12 protein-coding genes are annotated in these 15,839 nt (G+C 61.7%); 3 read left to right on the top strand and 9 right to left on the bottom strand.

Annotated features, from left to right (window positions below; all coding sequences use genetic code 11):
• Window positions 1-111 precede the first annotated feature (111 nt).
• The 6 genes from VIF40_RS10640 to VIF40_RS10665 form a co-directional block, all read right to left on the bottom strand.
• Window positions 112-1,041, bottom strand: a complete 930-nt coding sequence (locus tag VIF40_RS10640; protein ID WP_331937490.1) for a LysR family transcriptional regulator — start codon at window positions 1,039-1,041, stop codon at window positions 112-114.
• A gap of 27 nt (window positions 1,042-1,068) precedes the next feature.
• On the bottom strand, window positions 1,069-1,554 hold the full coding sequence (locus tag VIF40_RS10645; RefSeq protein WP_331937491.1) for an HPP family protein: 486 nt from the start codon (window positions 1,552-1,554) through the stop codon (window positions 1,069-1,071).
• Window positions 1,555-1,627: 73 nt separating this feature from the next.
• Entirely contained in the window at window positions 1,628-2,830 is a 1,203-nt protein-coding gene (locus tag VIF40_RS10650) for an NAD-dependent formate dehydrogenase (RefSeq protein WP_331937492.1), read from the bottom strand.
• A gap of 512 nt (window positions 2,831-3,342) precedes the next feature.
• Window positions 3,343-3,513, bottom strand: coding sequence for an iron chelate uptake ABC transporter family permease subunit (locus VIF40_RS10655; RefSeq protein WP_331937493.1), 171 nt, complete (start codon window positions 3,511-3,513; stop codon window positions 3,343-3,345).
• A 217-nt stretch (window positions 3,514-3,730) separates the two neighbouring features.
• Window positions 3,731-4,246, bottom strand: a complete 516-nt coding sequence (locus VIF40_RS10660) for a hypothetical protein (RefSeq protein WP_331937494.1) — start codon at window positions 4,244-4,246, stop codon at window positions 3,731-3,733.
• A 208-nt stretch (window positions 4,247-4,454) separates the two neighbouring features.
• Window positions 4,455-5,348 (bottom strand): LysR family transcriptional regulator, encoded by an 894-nt coding sequence (locus VIF40_RS10665; protein ID WP_331937495.1) that lies wholly within the window; start codon window positions 5,346-5,348, stop codon window positions 4,455-4,457.
• Window positions 5,349-5,573: 225 nt separating this feature from the next.
• Here VIF40_RS10665 and VIF40_RS10670 point away from each other — a divergent pair, with 225 nt between their 5' ends.
• The 3 genes from VIF40_RS10670 to VIF40_RS10680 are packed head-to-tail and all read left to right on the top strand — an operon-like array spanning window position 5,574 to window position 11,570.
• Window positions 5,574-8,795, top strand: coding sequence for an efflux RND transporter permease subunit (locus tag VIF40_RS10670; protein ID WP_331937496.1), 3,222 nt, complete (start codon window positions 5,574-5,576; stop codon window positions 8,793-8,795).
• Window positions 8,782-9,981, top strand: coding sequence for an efflux RND transporter periplasmic adaptor subunit (locus VIF40_RS10675; protein WP_331937497.1), 1,200 nt, complete (start codon window positions 8,782-8,784; stop codon window positions 9,979-9,981). Before VIF40_RS10670 ends, VIF40_RS10675 begins: the two co-directional genes overlap by 14 nt.
• The gene (locus tag VIF40_RS10680; protein ID WP_331937498.1) at window positions 9,978-11,570 is read left to right on the top strand and encodes an efflux transporter outer membrane subunit; all 1,593 of its coding nucleotides are present in this window, start codon (window positions 9,978-9,980) and stop codon (window positions 11,568-11,570) included. The genes VIF40_RS10675 and VIF40_RS10680 overlap by 4 nt, the downstream gene beginning before the upstream one ends.
• Window positions 11,571-11,727: 157 nt before the next feature.
• Here the strand turns inward: VIF40_RS10680 and VIF40_RS10685 are convergent, their stop codons facing one another.
• The 3 genes from VIF40_RS10685 to VIF40_RS10695 all read right to left on the bottom strand — a co-directional run bounded on the left by VIF40_RS10685 (window position 11,728) and on the right by VIF40_RS10695 (window position 15,062).
• On the bottom strand, window positions 11,728-12,540 hold the full coding sequence (locus VIF40_RS10685; protein ID WP_414684784.1) for a c-type cytochrome: 813 nt from the start codon (window positions 12,538-12,540) through the stop codon (window positions 11,728-11,730).
• A gap of 457 nt (window positions 12,541-12,997) precedes the next feature.
• Window positions 12,998-14,314, bottom strand: coding sequence for a HAMP domain-containing sensor histidine kinase (locus VIF40_RS10690; RefSeq protein ID WP_331937499.1), 1,317 nt, complete (start codon window positions 14,312-14,314; stop codon window positions 12,998-13,000).
• Between the two features lie 31 nt (window positions 14,315-14,345).
• Window positions 14,346-15,062 (bottom strand): response regulator transcription factor, encoded by a 717-nt coding sequence (locus VIF40_RS10695; RefSeq protein WP_331937500.1) that lies wholly within the window; start codon window positions 15,060-15,062, stop codon window positions 14,346-14,348.
• Between the last annotated feature and the right edge of the window lie 777 nt (window positions 15,063-15,839).

Raw genomic sequence — 15,839 nt, forward strand, 5'->3', positions numbered from 1 at the left:
GAATGGTCCGCCTCGACCGGCGGCCTCTATCCGGCAGCTCGCCACGCAAACCTCGTCGACGGTGGATAGAGAGCTTGCAGCCGCTCGAGCTGACGAGTCCCGCTGAGACTATCATGTGATCTCGGCGCGCTCGTTCGCGCTCGAGAAATCGAACCGCGTGTCGAGGTCCATGCGCTCGGTGACAGACCAGATCGCCGACACGATCGGCGACGTCGGATCATTGTCGAGCGTGACGATCCCGATCTTCCGGTGGAGCTCGGGCGTCAGCGGAACGACCTTCAGCTCCTCGCGCTTGTCGAAATGCGCGAGGAGGCTGTGCGGCATGATGCTGCAAATCTCCGTGCAGAGCACATTGGAATAGAGCGCGAAGACGGAATCGGTCTCGACGACCACATGGGGCCGCGCGCCGGCGCGCTTGAATGCGGCGTCGATGATGCGCCTGTTCTGCATATTGCGCGTCAGCAGGCATAGCGGCAGCTCGGCGGCCTCCTTCCAGCTCAGGGACGAGCGCGCGCCGAGCGCCGTTGCGTCCCGCGTCAGCAGCACGTAACGCTCGCGATAGAGCGGCAGCACGCGAAAGCGATCGAGGTTCTGATCCTCGAGATAGGTCACGCCAATGTCGAGCTCGAAATTTTCGAGCTTGCGGATGATCGCTTCATTGCTCATCGATTGCAGCAATTGCGTCAAATCTGGATAGGCGCGCCAATAGGGACCGGTCAGAAGCGACATGACCGGCATGGTCGTCGGAATGGCGCCGATCCGCAGGCTGCCGCTCAATCGCTTGCGCGATAGAGACGCCTCCTGCCGCAGCCCGTCCCAGGCGACGAGCGTCTGCCGCGCCCAGCTCAACAGGCGCTCGCCATCCTCGGTGAAGCCGACGAACTTGTGTCCGCGCTCGACGATGACGACGCCGAGCTCCTCCTCGAGATGTCGGATCGCGGCCGAAAGCGCCGGCTGGGACACGCAGCAGGCTTCGGCGGCGCGCGCGAAATGACGTTCGCGGGCCAAGGTCACGAGATAGTCGAGTTGCCGAATGAACATGACGAGCGCCGCCGACCTCTCGCGCGCTCAACGAGAAAGCGATGTCCTGCGCGCCAAACGATTGTAGAGCAGGCCGAACCAGATGATCAACACGGCGCCGGCGAGGGTCGGCGCGAGCAGAAAGCTCCAGGACGGATGCGTCGAGAAGATGATGACCGGATTTGAGCCGGCGGGCGGATGCACGGTCTTTGTCGCCATCATCGCCATAATTCCAGCAGCGACCGCGAGAGCCATAGACCACGGGGTCGCGTCCAGCAGGGTGAGGCAGACGAGGCCGATGAAGGAGGTGAGCGCATGCCCGAGTATCACATTGCGAGGCCGCGAGAAGGGCAGCTCCGGGAAGCCGAAGACGAGCACGCAGGTCGCGCCGAAGGAGCCGAGCACCAAGGGCTGGTTCAGGCTTTCACCGAGCCAGCCGAGCAGGAAAATCAGCGCGAATCCGCCGATTCCTGCCGCGATGATCGGCCGAACGTCCTGGACGACGCGCTCCTTTATGACTTTCAGCCGGCACATAGTCTCGCCTTATGTTCGCGGACGCCGATGCGCGCGAAGCGGCCGGCGTCCACACGTTTCAAAGAAAAGCGGCTCACGCCTTCTCAAAGCGAGCGGCTTCTTCCGAGCCGCCGGTGGCATCGCCCTCGCTATAGGAATGCGCGCCGACGCCGGCGAGCTTTCCGCTTTGAACGACGAGATATTCGTTCCGAATGGGACGCTTGTCGAAATAGCTCTCCAAAATCTCCCGCACGCCGGCCGCGTAGCGCGTCTGCGCCGAGAGGCTGGTGCCGGAGATATGCGGCGTCAACGCATGGTGCGGAGCCGTGCGCCAGGGATGATCCTTGGCCGGCGGCTGCGGGAACCAGACGTCGCCCGCATAGCCCGCGAGCTGGCCGCTCTCGAGCGCGCCGACCAGCGCGTCGCGATCGACGAGCTTACCGCGCGCCGTGTTGACGAGATAGGAGCCGCGCTTGAAGAACTTCAGCGACTGCTCGTTGATCATATGCTCCGTTTCAGGATGCAGCGGGCAGTTCAAGGTCACGACGTCGCTGGCTTTCACGAGGCTCTCGAGATTATCGTGATAGGTCAGATCGAGCTCTTCCTCGACCGCGCGCGGCAGGCGATGACGGTCGAGATAATGCAACCCGACGCCGAAGGGCTTCAGCAGCCGCAGCACGCGCAAGCCGATGCGTCCCGCGGCGACGGTGCCGACCTGCATGGCCTCGAGGTCATAGGAGCGCGACACGGCGTCGGCGATATTCCAGCCGCCCTGCAGGATGATGTCGTGGGACGGAATGAAATTGCGCACCAGCGCCAGGATCGACATCACCACATGCTCGGCGACGGCGTTGCTGTTGCAATAGGTGACTTCCGCGACCGTGACATTGTTCTCGATCGCCGCTTGCAGGTCGGTGTGGTCCGAGCCGATGCCGGCGGTGACAATCAATTTGAGCTTCTTCGCTTTGGCGATCCGCTCGGCAGTCATATAGGCCGGCCAGAACGGCTGCGAGATCACGATTTCCGCGTCGGGAAGCTCACGGTCGAGAACGCTGTCCTCTCCGTCCTTGCTCGAGGTGACGACCAGCTGATGGCCATTCGACTCGAGGAATTTGCGCAGCCCTAGCTCGCCCGAGACGCTGCCCAGAAGCGCGCCCGGCTTGAAGTCGATCGCCTTGGGCGTTGGCAGCGTCTGGCCGTCGGGATAGATTTTCGGCTGCGGGACATCGTCCCGCGCGTATGAGGTCGGATAGCCGCCGACCGGATCGTCATAAAGAACGCAAACCACCTTCGCCATATGCGTTTCTCCCTTTTCAGATGGATGATGCGCGGCGACCCGGCCGTAGACGTCGCGCAGGGGCGACATTTCATTTCGAGCGCCGGGGTGTCCATTCGTTCCTGCGGATGCGTCGATAGGCGAAGATTATGATCGCCTGCGACCATCTGGCGACGCGGGGTTTTTGCGCGGGGCGTCGTGAACAGAACGCGCGTAGAGACGGCGCGTTCTCGCGTCGATCGCAGGTTCGTAGGCGAAGGAGAGGGCGTATCGAGGTCGAAGCCACAAACGAGCCCTCGCCGGGCTTCGTTTGCGGACTTCGATGCAACCCGGAGCGAAGGGCTTCTGGCCGGTCCGGGAGGGGCGCGGACGCAATAGGCGACCGGCGCCGACAGTAGCCGAATAGCTAGTGTCCGACATTGGCGAGGCGGCCGAGGCCGCTCGCTTTGGGTCTAGTTCGAGCGGAACGCGGCGTCCAATCCGTTCCTTTTATCGCTCGATAAGGATTGGTTATCGAGCTACTCGTCGCCACCCTATTGCGGCTTCCAGCCACGTCCCCCGCTGCGCCACAGCAGCCACAGAAAGATCGGCGTTCCGACGAGGGCGGTGAGCAGTTCGATCGGGATCTCCTGAGCGCTGACTGTGCGAGCGAGATCGTCCATCGCCAGCATGTCGATTCCGCCGACCAAGGCGGAGACGGGCAAGAGCGCGCGACTCCAGAAACACGTCCGGCCGAGCCGGCCTATACTAAATTATTATTTAATGCTGGCGCCGATCAAAACCTATATCGATCGGTGGAGATTTCTGTAGACTGCAGTGGCCGACGGAACGCGCGCTCTGCAATCGAAGAGACCGTGTACGTGGGGTCCCGTCGCCGACATCCTCGTCGCCCTCGCCGATAAGAGCGCCGCGTCAGAGATCTTATTGGGCGGTTTTGCGATTCGGATGACGCAGGGGAGTTTGTCGAGGCCCCTGCCGCGAGAATATTCGCCGCCGACGAAAAATGAGGAGATCCCGGCCGTGCCGAAAATAGCTCTCTTGCTCTCGCTCGTTTTTCTCGTCGCGGGCGGACAATATGCAGGCGCGGTTTGCCAACATCATCGTCATCGACGACAAAAATGGATGCGATTCGTCCCAGAGGATGAACGTCGCATACAGTCCTCGAGAATCGTCCAAGGACATATGCCGAGCGCTGGAGAAATCTACGGCAATTCTAGCGGTCACTCGGAAGGCCAGGGTCTCTCCATCCCATAGACCTCGGCTCGCTTTGTTATAGGTCTCGTCCGCGAGACCCAAATTCCTTTGTCCTTCGAGATATGCGGAAACTCCCAACGCCTGGTGCTCCAAGAGCGCTCGAAACCGTCCGACCTCCCTTGAAGGCAAATTCCAATACAAAACGCCGAACAGGATGAGCGCGCGCGTCACATAGGCGATCACGGAAATGATCGCGCGGCGAACGACGGCCAGGATATTTTATTCGTGATAGTCAAATATGCGTGCGGACAGCAGCGGATCATGGGAGGGCCGGAATGGAGCCCGGCTGGCGAATTTGAACTCCCAGCGCGATGATCTACGCGCTGCTCCTGCGGGAGAGTGGCCGCCGAACGCCGTTGCGGATGCGGCGCGGACACGTCCGTGTCACGCATTATTTCGTGGCTTTCGCCCGTTCGCCGCACCGAGCCTCCATTTCCGCGAAGACGCGCTCGATCCACTCGATCACGAGCTTGATGCGCGCGAGACGCTTCAAGTCGGATCGAACCAACAACCAGAGGTCTCGGGTGAGGACAGGTTCGGCTCCACTGAGCCGTACGAGACCTTGGTCATGGTCTCCCACGCAAATCGGCATCAGCGAGCGACCCAATCCGGCATGAACGGCATTCATGGCCAAATCGGAGTCGTTGACGATCAAACCCGGGCCCAAGTCCGGCTCCTGCTTGACCGCCTCGGCGAGCCAGCGCGCGAGCGGCAGAGCGGAAAGGCTCTCTTCATAAGTGACCCACGGGAGCTTCGCCGTCGATGATCCGGCGGCTCCGAAAACCCCGTAAGGCAGTTCGCAGATGCGACGGGCGACCAGGCGATAGTCCTGCTCGGGTCGGGCGAAGCGCACGGCGATGTCGATCTCCCTGTTGCCGAGATCCAAATTTCTCGGCTCCGAGACGAGGTGCAGCTGCAACTGAGGATGAGCCTGCAGAAACTCCGGGAGCGCAGGCATCAGGATCCGGTTCATGATCAGGGCCACCGAGGTCAATCTGACCGTTCCCGCGGCCCTGTCGTCGAGGCCCGTCGCGACGCTTTTGATGCCGCAGACGCTCATCTCGATCTGCTCGGCGTGCCGGAGAACCTCCTGACCCATCTCCGTGAGGAGCAACTGCCCATTGGCGCGCTCGAACAGACGCGAGCCCAGAGCTCGCTCGACGCGGGCCACGCGCCGGGCGATCGTCGTTTCGTCGACGTGCAACTGCCGCGCCGCCTTTGCCAGGCGACCAGTCCTCGACACGACAATGACATAGCGTAGATCGTCCCAATTCAGATTCTGCATTTTTGCAGACTGCTCCTGCAAAATCACTTCTGGCAAGGCAAAATTGTCGGTGCTAGCTTGCCTCGGGTCAAGGTGTGGCGTCGACGCTTTTTTCAACGGCTTGCCGGGCCGCCGGATGGATTCGATCCGCCCAGCGGGCGGAGGCGTCGCGTCGCCGATAGGCCCAAGCGTCGAATCCGTCGGCCGCCCAGCGCAGGCCGCCGTTTGTCCGACAAGGACTTCGAAATGCTCCAGCTCGTGCTGATCGCTCTCCGGCGCCCGTACACTTTCGTCGTGGCGGCGATTCTCATTGTCATACTCGGCGGTTTGGCGATTTTCAGGACGCCGGTCGATATATTTCCGGCGGTCGGCATTCCTGTCGTCTCTGTGATCTGGACCTATGTCGGCCTTTCACCGGACGATATGTCCACCCGCATCCTCTATCCCTACGAGCTCGCCTTGACGGCGCTCGTCAACGATATCGACCACGTCGAATCACAGAGCTACAGCGGCATCGGCGTCAACAAGATCTATTTTCAGCCGAAGGTGAAAATAGATCTCGCGCTGGCGCAGGTGGGCGCGGCGGGCCAGACCGTCTTGCGTCTGCTTCCCCCGGGCGTGCAGCCGCCACAGGTCATATTGTTCAACGCATCGACCGTGCCGGTCATACAAATCGCTTTTTCGAGCGCGACGCGGACCGAGGCGGAGGTCGCCGACGCCGTCTACACGCTCATTCGGCCGCCGCTGACGACGGTGACCGGCGCGGCCGTCCCTTTTCCTTACGGCGGCAAATCGCGGCAGGTGCGCATAGACCTCGACCAGGAGAAGCTGCTCGGGCTCGGCCTCACGGCGCAAGACGTGGTGACCGCCGTCGAACGGCAAAACCTCATCATACCCGCCGGCACGCAGAAGATCGGCGACTATGAATATGCCGTCCTCATCAACGACGCGCCCGCCGAAATCGCCGCGCTGAACGATTTTCCGATAAAGCGCGCCGATGGCGCGATCGTCTATCTGCGCGACGTCGCCCATGTCCACAACGGCAACGCGCCGCAAACCAATCTGGTGCGCGTCGATGGCGCGCCGGCTGTGCTGCTGCCCGTGCTGACCTCCGGATCGGCGTCGTCGCTCGACGTGATCAACGGCGTCAAGGCGATGCTTCCGCGATTGAAGCTCGCGCTGCCGGACGGGATCGAAATGACAGTGATCGGAGACCAATCGGACTTCATCAATGGCGCCGTCGTCAGCGTCGCGCGCGAGGCGGCGATCGCCGCCGGGCTCACAGGCCTCATGATCCTGCTCTTTCTCGGCAGCTGGCGCTCGACGATCATCATCACGATCTCGATCCCGCTCTCCATCCTCGCCGCCCTTTTCGCGCTGTCGGCGCTCGGTGAAACCGTCAATGTGATGACGCTGGGAGGTCTCGCGCTCGCCGTCGGCCTCCTCGTCGACGACGCGACCGTCACGATCGAGAATGTCAACCGTCACATGGAGGCGGGCGAGGCGATCGACGACGCGATCGTCAAGGCGGCAAAAGAGATCATCACGCCCGCCACAGTGTCGCTGCTTTGCATCTGCATCGTGTTCGCGCCTCTGCTGCTGCTCGGCGGCGTCGCTGGCTATCTGTTTCGGCCCCTCGCCGAGGCCGTTGTCTTCGCGATGATCGCATCCTACTTTCTTACCTATACTCTGGTCGAGACGATGGCGCGTTATTTCCTCAGCGCGCAGCAGCGCGAGACGCTGCGCGAGGCGAAATTCGGCCCGGCCAGGCGCGGCCTCGTCATCGCGACGCTGACGCGCGCGCAACTGGCGTTCGAAAGAGGCTTCGAAAGACTGCTCGACGCTTACGCGCGCGTGCTCCAACTGGCGCTCGCGCGCCCGAAGGCTTTCGTCGCGATGTTTTTCGCGGGCGTCGCGCTCTCCTTCACGCTGATTCCCTTTCTCGGTCGCGATTTCTTTCCCGAGACCGAGAGCAGCTCTTTGCGGCTGCACGTTCGCCTCCCCACGGGAACCCGCCTCGAGCAGGCTGGCGTTCTCTGTGATCGGATAGAATCGGAGATCCGCGACTCTCTGCCGCATGGCGCGCTGACGAGCATCGTCGACAATATCGGTCTGCCGATCTCGGGCATCAATCTGAGCTACAACAACTCCGGCACCATCGGCACGAACGACGCCGATCTGACGCTGAGCTTCGATCCCGAGAAGGTCGCCGATGCGAGTCCCTTCGCGGAATTATTGCGCGAGCGTCTGCCACGCGCCTTTCCCGGCGTCGTCTTCTCCTTCCTGCCGGCCGACATAGTGACGCAGATCCTCAATTTCGGCCTGCCAGCCCCACTCGACATTCAGATTTCGGGAAGCAAGCGCGACGAAAACCTCGCCTATCTGCAAAAGACACTGGAGCGCGTCGCTCGCGTGCCGGGGGTCGCCGATCCGCGTATGCAGCAGGCGGGCGATTTGCCCACGCTCCACGTCGACGTCGATCGAACGCTCGCGCAGGAGGTCGGACTCTCTGAGCGCGACGTGACGGTCTCCTTGCAGACTATGCTCGCCGGCTCGTTCCAGACCTCGCCGGCCTTTTGGCTCAACGTCAAGAGCGGCGTCTCCTATCCGATCGTGACGATGGAGCCGCAGTTTTGGAACACGAGCCTAGATGCGCTGGCGAGCAAGCCGGTGGCCGCAGGCGAGGGACAACAAATTCTCAGCGGCGTCGCCTCCATTCGGCGCGGCTGGAGTTCGGGCGTCGTCACGCATTTCAACAGCCAGTCGGCGTTCGACATCTATGCCGGCGTGCGCGGCCGCGACCTCGGCGCGATTGCGGACGACGTTCAGAAAATATTGGACGACACCCGCAAGGAAGCGCCGGCCGCCTCCAATCTCGTGCTGCGCGGTCAGATCGCCACGATGCGCAGCGCCTATGCGGATCTGCTGGTCGGCCTCATCCTGTCGATCGTGTTCGTCTACCTCATCATCGTCGTCAATTTCCAATCCTGGCTGGACCCGTTCTTGATTGTCTCAGGCCTTCCGACGGCGTTGGCCGGCATCGTCTGGATGCTCTTTTTGAGCGAGACGACCATATCCGTTCCTGCGCTGACCGGAGCGATCATGTGCATGGGCGTCGCGACGGCGAACAGCAATCTCGTCATCGCCTTCGCGCGTGAGCGGCTCGATCACGGCGACACTCCGCTTCATGCGGCGGCGGCGGCGGGCGTCACGCGCTTTCGCCCCGTCATCATGACGGCTCTCGCCATGATCATCGGCATGGCGCCGATGGCGCTCTCCGCCGAGCAGAATGCGCCGCTCGGTCGCGCCGTGATCGGCGGCCTGACGTTCGCGACCTTGGGCACGCTGCTGTTGCTGCCGGTCATGTTCAGTCTCGCGCATGGCTTCCTCGCCTGCGGCAGAGCGTGGCGCGGGCAGGACGACGCGCCGGAGAATACGGAATTGGAGCAAGCGAATGTCGCACCCTGAGCCGCCTCGTCTCCATCCGCCGGACCCGCTGGCGCAGGCGGAGCTCTTGCGCAGGCTGCGTCCGAGAGGAATCGTCGCCATAGGCGTGTTTCTCATGCTCGCCGTCTTCGGCGTGGCCTCGCGTCACGCGCGCGACGCCGAACTCGCGCGCGTGACGCAGGAAGCGGTGATTCCGACGGTCGAATTATGCGCGCCGACGCTCTCGACGGCTACCCAGGAGCTCGTGCTGCCGGCCAATGTCGAGGCTTTCGTCGACGCGCCGATCTATGCGCGCGTAAACGGATATTTGAAGAGCTGGGCCTACGACATCGGCGCGCAGGTCAAGGCCGGCGACGTGCTGGGCGTCATCGACGCGCCCGACCTCAACCAGCAGGTGGAGCAGGCCAAGGGTCTCTTCGCGCGCAGCAAGGCGGAGCAAAATCTCGCGCGCGCAACGGCGAAGCGCTGGACCACGCTCCGCAACGAGGCCGCGGTCTCGCCCCAGAGCGCGGACGAAAAGACCGGAAATCTGGAAGCGGCGGCCGCCTCGCAGAATGCGGCTCAGGCCAATCTCGACCGGCTCGTCACTCTCGAATCCTATCTCAATTTGACATCACCTTTCGACGGCGTCGTCATAGCGCGCAACGTCGACGTCGGCGCCTTGGTCGACGCCGGCGCCGGGCGGCGCGAGCTGTTTCGGGTCGCCGACATTCACAAAATGCGCATCTATGTCCGCGCGCCGCAGGCCTATGCGGCGAAGATCACGCCGGGACTGACCGCTCGGTTGACGTTGCCGCAATATCCGACGCGGGAATTTTCGGCGAAGATCATGACGACCGCGAGCGCGATCGCCGCGGGCTCCAGAACCCTGCTCGTGCAATTCGAGGCGGACAATCCCGATCGCGCGCTGCTGCCGGGCGCGTTCGGGCAAATCAGGATTTCGCTTCCTCCCGAAGGGGCGCCGCTGCTTCTGCCGGCGAGCGCTCTCGTCTTCGTCAACGCGTCGCCGCAAGTGGCGACCGTCGACGAGCGCGGCGCCGTGCGCATGAAGACCGTGAAGATCGCGCGCGATCTCGGACCATCGCTCGAGATATCGGCGGGTCTCTCCGAGACCGATCGCGTGATCCGCACTCCATGGCAATCCGTGCATGACGGGATCGCGGTGAGAATAAAGAACGGCGAGAAGAAGGAAGCGCAGGCGAGATGAGATTTTTGCGTCGTTTCCTCCTGATGACGGCATGTGTGTCTTTGAGCGGCTGCGACCTCGCGCCGGCCTATATCGCGCCGACAGTGGAGACTCCGGCGAGCTTCAAGGAAGCCAAAGGAGACGGATCCGCCGCCGAGAAAACGCGCGCCCTCCCGAGCGATGGCGGCTTACAATGGTCTTCCGCCGACCCGTCGGATCTACGTCCGCGTGGATCATGGTGGCGGGCTTTCCAAGACAAGCGCCTCGACGCGCTGGAGCGCGACCTCGACCAATTCAATCCGGACCTCGGCCAGGCCATGGCCGTCATGGACCGGGCGCACGCCTTGGCCGCGAAAGCCGCCGTCGGACTTTCGCCGACGCTGACGGCGAGCGGCCAAACGACCGAGAACAAGGAGTCGCTTCATCGCCCGCTTCGATTGGCCAATTCTTATCCGAGCGGCTCCGATTTCGCGCGATCGGCGCAGTCCCATGGCCTGCCAACGAATGCGCCGACCTTTTACGGCGACAATCAGCTGTCGATGCAGTCGAGCTATGAGATCGATCTTTGGGGGCGCGTCCGCAATCTCGCGTCCGCAGGCGTCGCGCAGGCGCAGGCGTCCGAAGCCGATCTCGCCGCCGTCGCCTTGAGCCTACACGCCGAGCTCGCGCGCGACTACATCAACCTGCAAGGCGCCGACAATGAGATCGCGCTGCAGAAGCGCATCGTCGCGGCCTATGGCCGCTCACTCGCCCTCGTGCAGAAACGTGTCGGCGGCGGCATCACCTCGCCGGCCGACGTGACGCGTGCGCAGACCCAGATCGGCTTCGCGAAGGCGCAGCTCTCCGAAATAGAGGCGCGCCGCGCGTTGCTCGAACATGTGGTCGCCATTCTCGCCGGCCATATGCCAGAGAGCTTTTCTCTGCCGTCATCGCAGACGCGCGTCGCCGCTCCGAGAATTCCGCTCGACGCTCCGTCGCAGCTGCTCGAGCGCCGCCCCGACATCGCCGCCGTTGAACGACGAGTCTATGGCGCCAATCTTTCGATCGGCGTCGCGCGCGCGGCGTTCTTCCCACGCTTCACGATCAATCTTTCCGGCGGAACGCAAGACACGGGTCTCAGCCTCTTCAACGCGCGCAACAGCCTCTGGTCGCTCGGACCAGCCGTGACGCTGCCGATCTTCGACGGCGGCGCGCATTCGGCCGATCTGCACGACGCGGAGGCCGCCTATCTCGAGGCCGTGGCGCATTATCGGAGCGTCGTCCTGCGCGCCTATGGCGAAGTCGAGGACGCGCTCGCGCTCATTCGTTATTTCGATCGTCAGGAAAAGGACATCGCCGCCGCCGTCGTCGCCGGCAATAAGACGCTCGATATCTCGCTGAAGCTCTATGAGGAAGGCGTCGTGACTTATGTGGAGGTGGTGACGGCGCAGTCCGACGCCTTCGCCGCGCAGCGTCAAGCGATCGCATTGCGCACGGGACGCTTGCAGGCGGCGTTGTCGCTGATGACGGCGCTCGGCGGCGGTTGGAGCCGCCCGGTCTTTCCGCCCCCCGTCGCGGAGTCGCCCTGCGCTCTGTGCGAAATGGCGACGCAGGCCGCGACGAAGTCCTAAGCGCGCGTCGAAGAACGCGCGTGACAGCGGAATGTCGTGACGGATCGCGCCGTCTCGGATCGCGCCGTCTCGGCCTCCCCCGATCATTCTCTCGCTCGCTGTTCTCGACCTCGGGGTTTCGGGTCTTCCTATCGGCCCGTCGACGCCGGCCGGCCGGTCAAGGATCAGCCTGTCCACCGGCCTTCGAACGCTTCATCGCTTCGAGCTTGTCGCGGATCGGCTGAAATGGGCCGAATTTGTGCTGGGACAGAGAGAACCCGTCGACATAGGGTCCATATCCGGCGTCGACGAATTTCTCGACGCCGACGGGAAAATCCTTGTCTATGCCGACTTTGTGCGGCCGATCCATCGTAGCCATATAGGCCGCTATGTCCCAAGCCTGCTCGACCGTCAGCGCCGGATGATCATAGGTCGCGCCGAAGGGCATGTTCGCATGGATGAAATTCGCCACGGCGATCAAACGCCCCATGCCGGCGCCGTCGTTGAAACTGTCCGAACCCGATAGCGGCGGAAACTCATAGCCTTCGGCGTCGCCGACGACGCCTCTGCGCTTGCCCAATCCGTCGGCGCCGTGACATGCGGCGCAATTCTCGGCGAAGGCCTTAGCGCCCTCCTTTGGATCGGCCGGGCGCGTCAGCTCAGCCATTTGGCCAGCGCCACGCCCTACTTTCTCCGCGCCAGTCGAAAGAAACGCGATATAGGCGACGATCGCGTTCATCTCTTTGGAGTCGATGGGCAGAGGTCGACCGTCGAGGCTGCGTGTCAGACAGCCGTTGATGCGGTCCTGGATCGTTTCGATCGCGCCTTCACGCGCCGCATAGCGCGGATATTCACGGAAGACGCCGACCAAAGGAAGCCCATGCGGCTTCGCGCCGGCTTCGAGATGACAATTCTGGCAAGACAGATTGTTGCCGGCGAATCGGCTCTGCGGATCGTGGCTTTCCGGTCCGATATACTTATACGTTTCCATGATGAGGGCTCGGCCCATTCGCACCGCGCGGCCCCGGGAATCGTCGGGAAGCCGGTCTACATCGGGCGCGATCCTGGCGGCGTCTCGGGTCGGCGCTTCCGCCCGCTCGGCGGCGATCGCTTTTTCGGAAGCGCGCGCGGACGCCTCGATGAGGCCGACACAGGACAGAGCCGCCACTATGATGAAGGCGCCGGCATTAGGCCTATTCACGCGACCACCTCGGCGCTCTTTTCTCGACCTTTCGCCGCCCCTCTGTCGCGGTCGACTCTGGAACTGGAGGCGTCCAAATTTACCGGCGCCGGTCGAACGAGAGGATGCGCGATCGTCGGGATTGCGCCCGGATCGCTTTCTGGATGTAAGGCTTCGCGTGAAAATTAGGCAATTAAATTTTCGATTAATGGGGAGCGCGAGCGCCGCCGCCGGTCTGGGTCGAGTCCGATTCGCGATCGTTTCGCCATCATGACCTTCGGAACAGTTGGACCACGAAGACGCAGCCCTGCGCGACGTCTTTGATTTCCACCTGGAACCCATGCAGGCGAATAATTGCTGCGACCAGAGTCAAGCCGAGTCCGCTGCCTGCCACATGTCTCGTCTCCGGAGATCTGTAAAATCTCTTGAAGACTCGGTTTCGTTGATCGGGCGAGATGCCGGGGCCGGAGTCGTGAATTTCGACGATCGGGCCCTGTAACGTGCTCATCACGCGGATTTCGACCCTCCCCTGCTCCGGAGTAAATTTGACGGCATTGTCGATTAAGTTCGCGAACGCCTCCTGCAGTAGGTCCCGATCGCCGCGCGCAAACCCTTCCGTCTCTTTCTCAACGACGAGTGCTACCGCCTTGCATTCGGCCGCAGGCTGATAGAGCTCCACCAGCTCTTGCAACATTTGTGAAACGTCGAATTCGCTGAAGTGGGCGCCGGTCGATCCAGCATCGAAATGGGCCACACGAAGCAACGCCGAAGTTGCATTCAAGCTCTGATCCAGGCCGTTCATCGCTAGCTCGATCCGGTCATGCGCTTCGGTAGGCAAGACGAAATCGGACTGCACTTGGTCGAGATGAGCTCGCACGCGGCCAAGTGGCGTTCTCAAGTCATGGGCGATATTATTGCCGACGTGTTCCAGCTCGTGCATCGCGGCCTCGAGCTGAGCGAGCATCTCGTTCACAGAATGCGCCAAGCTGTCCAATTCATCGTTCGAATTGCTGACCGTCAAGCGCTCGTGCAAGGCGCCTCTTTTGATTTCGTCCAATTGCTGTTGGGCCGCTCTGAGCCGCCCACTCATCTTACGGCTGCTGAGGGCGCCGATCATCAAAGCGACGACCGAGAACGGAAAAACGCCCTCCATAAAGACGCGCTTCACGGCCTCTTCGAGAACGGCGACCTCGGGCGTTTCTCGACCGATCACGAGAATCCGCTGATCGGGAAGCCGCGCTCCAACGAAGAGGGTCTGTGTCGCAAAACCGCGTTTAGAGCGGACATTCGGGTCGAGAATGAGATGCGCCTTGCCATCTAAAAGCAGGCTCGATGGAATCTCGCGCAGATTCCCTTGCGCGTAAGACCCATCGCGTTCGAACAGGCCAGATACAGATAATCGATAGGCCTGATTATAGGCCTTGTCCTCTAGGCTCAGGTTCTTCTGTCCTTCGAGATATGCGGAAATTCCCAATGCCTGAAGCTCCAAAAGGGAGCGAAATCGTCCAACTTCCCAGGTCGATAAGTTCCAATACAGAAAGCCGAATAGCACGAATGTACCTATGACGTAAGCGATCACGGCCATGATCGCTCGGCGGAACGATGGCCAGGATATTTTAGCCGTGGTGGTCAAATATATGTCCCTGACCTCTGACATTGAGGAAAAATCGGCTGGTGCTTCCCCCTTCGATTTTGTGCCTCAGCTTGCTGATATGCTGGTCGACGACGTTGGTTTGCGGCACAAAGTGGAATTTCCACACATCCTTGAGCAGCATTTGCCGCGTCACCAGCCGACCAGCGTTCGACATGAAATATTCGAGCAGTTGGAACTCGCGTGCCGACAGCTCTATCTTTTCGTCGCCGCGAAACGCGATTCGTCGCAGCAAATCGAGCGTCAGCGGGCCGACTTGAAGTTTGGTGGCGCTGCTCTGCAACGGTCTTCGCAGCAGCGCATCGACCCTCGCTCCCAACTCCTCGAGACTGAATGGCTTGATCAAATAGTCGTCTGCGCCAGCCTCGAGACCGAGAATTCGCTCGTCGACGGCGTCTAGCGCGCTGATAATGAGAACCGGAACGTTGAAGTTTTGTCGGCGTAGCTCCTGAACGATGTTGATTCCATAGACTTCAGGCAAGATGCGATCGATGACGAGGATGTCGAAGCCTCCCTCGCCGACCTTGGAGAGGCCTTCGCTTCCGTTGCAGATATGCAGGACCTCATATTGCCGCTTTGCCAGCGCGTCGATAATAGCGCCCGCGAGCTCCTCGTCGTCTTCGACGAGCAGCACTTTGGCGCGCGGCAAGAAGCCTGTCTGCGAAGCTTTATCGACGCTCAACGCTTTTCGTCCCCTTCCACGATCACTGGCGCTCGCGGAGCCGCTTCCCACGAAAAATGGACGTGGCATTGGCGCTGTCGGGGGAAGACGGCTCGGCATTGCACTGGCGACATCGCTTTCTCGATACCAAAGAATAAGTTATGTAACATGCGGCATGCTGCTCCACAAATAAAATATCGAATCACATATGCACCGCATCGCCGCGACTTGTGCGCATATTGCAGGGTCAAAGCCAGGGTATCGCTTGGCTGTGGTCGTAATAAATATTTACATAGATGATCGTATCGCGCCATTATTGTGCTCCATCGCATGTCATATATAACTATATGCGTGTTCGCACGTATGCTAGTGTTGCATTTACATATGAATGCCGAATATCGAGCGCACGACAAATTGCGCCGAACCCGCAGATCAGAGCGCCTCACCATCGTAGCAGCCGTCACTTTCATGAGTTGCGCGCCAGAACGCCCTGTTGCCCGGCTGGGCGTCCGGCGACGGCGCAGTGCGAATGCAGTGCCCGGCATGAGCCCACCAGTCCTGCAGCTGATCTTTGCGATCGAGTGGGATTATTCCTTGCTTGGGATGTCGCCAGTGGACACAATCGCCACAAGATAAGGTCGCGATTGGACGATCTGGGCTCCATTCGCCACATGCATCGTCCGCGTGGGTGCGCGGCCAATGCGCGACTTCGTCGCCACTACTGCTCGTGCTTGGAGCGCGTCGGTGGCAGCTGCCTCCCTCTCTCTCCATACGCCTCCAAAAAGCGCAGCTGTCGCA

It is taken from the genome of Methylosinus sp. (assembly GCF_036560965.1).
Taxonomy (GTDB): Bacteria; Pseudomonadota; Alphaproteobacteria; order Rhizobiales; family Beijerinckiaceae; genus Methylosinus.